Genomic DNA, 3,881 nt, shown 5'->3' with positions numbered 1-3,881 from the left:
GGGGAATGGAGCGCTGGTGATGCGGGGGGGGGTGACATGGACGTACAGAGTTGACGGGGTGCACACTACTGACACTCCCTACGACGCGTGTCAACTGAAGCCCCCACGAACGACGTTGGCAGCGTCCTCCACCGTGCATTGCCGAGGCCTGATCCGGTGCACGCCCCCCACGTACCGCCGAGGTGCGCGAAGTCCGTTAGGAGCCCCAAGCGTTGAGCGTGGTCCTGTTCCGTCGTCCGGCCCGCCGTCGCGGACCCGACATGCCCGCCGGCGAGTTGGTCCTCCAGGAGCCGCCGACTCTCATGGAGATCGTCCCGGACACCTCCGCGGTGTGGACGTATCTGCCGATGGCGATGATGTCGGTCTCGATGATGATGATGTTCATGCGGTCGGGCGGTCAGTCCAACGGCATCTTCATGTATCTCGCGCTCGGCATGATGGTGATGGCCGCCGGCGCGATGATGGTCGGTCAGGTCATGCGCAAGGCCGGCGACCGCAAGCAGCGGCTGCGCGGTGAACGCCGGGACTATCTGCGCTACTTGGCGCAGAGCCGGCGTACCGTGCAGCGGGCCGTGGTCGAGCAGCAGCTCGCGCTGGCGTGGCGGCATCCCGAGCCCCGGGTGCTGCGCACCATGGTCCGCACCACGCGGCTGTGGGAACGCCGGGTGAAGGACGACGACTTCGGCGAGGTGCGGATAGCGGTCGGCGACCAGCAGCTCGCCATGCGGCTGACTCCCGTCTCCAGCAAGCCGGTTGAGGATCTGGAACCGCTGTGCGCGCACGCGCTGCGGCGCTTCATCCGCGCCTACAGCACCGTTCCCGGCCAGCCCATCGCGCTGTATCTGCGGTCCTGGTCACGGGTGTTGGTCCGCGGGGACCGCGACGCGAGCCGTGGAATGCTGCGGGCCGCGCTGGCCCAACTGGCCCTGTTCCACCCGCCGGAGGAGCTGTGGATCGCGGTCTGCGCTGCCGACGAGGTGCGCGCGGAGTGGGAGTGGGTGAAGTGGCTGCCGCACAATCACCACCCCCAGGAGACGGACGGCGCGGGGCCGTTGCGCATGGTGGCCTCGGCCTTCACCGATCTGGAGGACCAGCTCGGCAGCGAGTTCTCCGAGCGCCCCGCGTTCGACCCCGACGCGGTGCCCGGCCGTGACGAGCCGCTGGTGGTGGTCGTGGTGGACGGCGCGGGCATCCCGTCCGGCCACCGTTTCGACGGGCCCGGCTACCGCAACGCGATCGTCCTCGACCTCTCCGACTCCCTCACCTGGCGGCCCGGCCGCACCACGCTGCGCCTGGACGTGGCCCCGGACGCGGTCGCGCTGGTGCGCACCGACCGCAGCCGCAAGGAGCAGACCACGGTCCTGGGCCGGCCCGACCGGGTGGGTCCGGTGGCCGCCGAGTCGCTGGCCCGGCTGATCGCGCCGTACCGGATGAGTCTCTCCTCCGACGCGGTCGAACCGCTCTCCAACGACACCGAGTTGACGACCCTGCTCGGCATCGCCGACCTGCACCGGCTCGACCCGGACACGCTGTGGCGGCGGCACAACGGCTCCGCCCGGCTGCGCGTCCCGGTCGCCGTCGGCGCGGACGGGCGGCCCGTGGAGCTGGACATCAAGGAGTCCGCGCAGGGCGGCATGGGCCCGCACGGCATGCTGATCGGCGCGACCGGTTCCGGCAAGTCCGAGCTGCTGCGCACCCTGGTCCTCGGTCTCGCGCTCACGAACTCTTCCGAAACACTCAACTTCGTCCTGGTGGACTTCAAGGGCGGCGCGACCTTCCTCGGTCTCGACGAACTCCCGCACACCTCCGCCGTCATCACCAACCTGGCCGACGAGGCCGCCCTGGTGGAGCGTATGCAGGACGCGCTGCACGGTGAACTCATCCGCCGCCAGGAGCTGTTGAGGTCCGCGGGCAACTACACCTCGGCCCTTGAGTACGAGAAGGCGCGGGCCGGCGGCGCCGGTCTCGCCCCGCTGCCCAGCCTGTTCGTCGTCGTCGACGAGTTCAGCGAACTCCTCGCCTCGCACCGGGAGTTCATGGAGCTGTTCGTGATGATCGGCCGCCTCGGCCGGTCCCTCGGCGTGCATCTGCTGCTGGCCTCGCAGCGCCTGGACGAGGGCCGTATGCACCAGCTGGAGTCGCACCTGTCGTACCGGATCGGTCTGCGCACGTTCTCCGCGATGGAGTCCCGGGGTGTCCTCGGTGTCCCCGACGCGTACGAACTGCCCTCGCAGCCGGGCAGCGGCTACCTGAAGAGCGGCATCGAGGCCCTGACCCGCTTCCGTGCCGCCTACGTCTCCGGCCCGTACCGCAGGCGCGGCGGTGCCGTCGCTCAGGCCCGGGTCGCCACGCAGGTGGTGCCCTGGTCGACCGGGTACATCGTGCCGCGCGCTCCGGCGCCGGCAGCGATCGCGACCCCGGAGCCAGAGGCGGAGGAGGCCGCCGAGAGCCTGCTCGCGGTGGCCCTCGACCGGCTGCGCGACTCCGGGCCGCCCGCGCACCGCGTGTGGCTGCCGCCGCTGGACACCGCGTCCCCGCTGGACGTGCTGCTCGGCGGTCTCGCCGAGGACCCGGACCGCGGACTGACCGCGTCCCGCTGGACGGGCACCGGGAAGCTGCGGGTGCCGGTCGGCCTGGTCGACAAGCCGTTCGACCAGCGCCGTGACCCGCTCGTCGTGGACCTCGCCGGGGCGGGCGGCCATGTCGCCGTCGCGGGCGGTTCGCAGAGCGGCAAGTCGACGGTGCTGCGCAGCCTCATCATGGCGCTCGCGCTCACCCACACCCCGCGCGAAGTCCAGTTCTACTGCCTGGACTTCGGCGGCGGCACACTCTCCCAGCTCACCGGTCTGCCGCACGTCGGCGGGGTCGCGGCCCGCCTCGACACCGAGCGCATCAGCCGTACGGTCGCCGAGGTCACCGCCGTCCTCACCCAGCGCGAGCAGTTCTTCCTCGACAACGGCATCGACTCGATGTCCACCTACCGGCGCCGCCGCGCGGCCGGAGAGTTCCCCGACGAACCGCACGGCGACATCTTCCTGGTGATCGACGGCTGGTCGGCGGTCCGGCAGAACTTCGACCAGTACATCCCCACGTTCAACCAGATCGCCACCAGCGGCCTCAACTACGGCATCCACCTCATCGTCGCGACCGCCCGCTGGCTGGAACTCACCGCCCCGGTCCGCGACCAGTCCGCGACCCGGCTGGAGCTGCGGCTCGGCGACACGATGGACTCCGTCGTGGACATCCGCAAGGCGAGCGCGGTGCCGCAGATCCCCGGCCGGGGTCTGACCGTCGAGACGAAACTCCACTTCCTGTCCGCGCTGCCCCGCGGCGACGGTTCCACCGACCCCGAGACGCTGAGCGAGGGCGTCGCGGACCTGGTCGACCGGATCGCGAGCGCCTGGCACGGGCCGCGCGCCCCGCAGGTCCGGATGCTCCCGCACCGGCTGCCCGCGGCCGAACTCGCCGAGCCCGAACTCGGCGACGGCCAGAGCCTCAAGCTGGCGCTCGGCCAGGACGAGGAGACCCTCGGCACCGTCTGGCACGACTTCTCCCGCACCCCGCACCTGGTCGCCGTCGGCGACACGGAGAGCGGCAAGACCAACCTGCTCCGGCTGGTCGCGGACTCCGTCGTCGCCCGCTACACCCCGGCCGAGGCACGCATCCTGGTCGTCGACTACCGCCGCGGTCTGGTCGACGCGGTCCCCGAGGAGTACCGCCTCGGCCACGCGGTCGCCCTGGAAGCCCTCAAGCAACTGGTCGGCGGCTCGGCGAAGGCCCTGCGCACCCGCGTCCCCGGCCAGGAGATCACCCCGGCCCGCATGCGGCAGGCCGACTGGTGGACGGGCCCGCGCCTGTTCGTCCTCGTCGACGACTACGAC

Annotated in this window: 1 protein-coding gene; it reads left to right on the top strand. The window is 71.4% G+C overall.

Features of this window, described 5'->3' with window-relative positions; translation table 11 throughout:
- Window positions 1-260 precede the first annotated feature (260 nt).
- The coding region (eccCa, locus tag JHN45_RS51235; RefSeq protein ID WP_201056343.1) for a type VII secretion protein EccCa at window positions 261-3,881 on the top strand (3,621 nt) is incomplete at its 3' end.

The sequence above is a fragment of the Streptomyces sp. MBT53 genome, assembly GCF_016654115.1.
Taxonomy (GTDB): Bacteria; Actinomycetota; Actinomycetes; order Streptomycetales; family Streptomycetaceae; genus Streptomyces.
The sequence above is the reverse complement of the archived record's forward strand: the minus strand, read 5'-3'. Positions and strand labels throughout refer to the sequence as shown.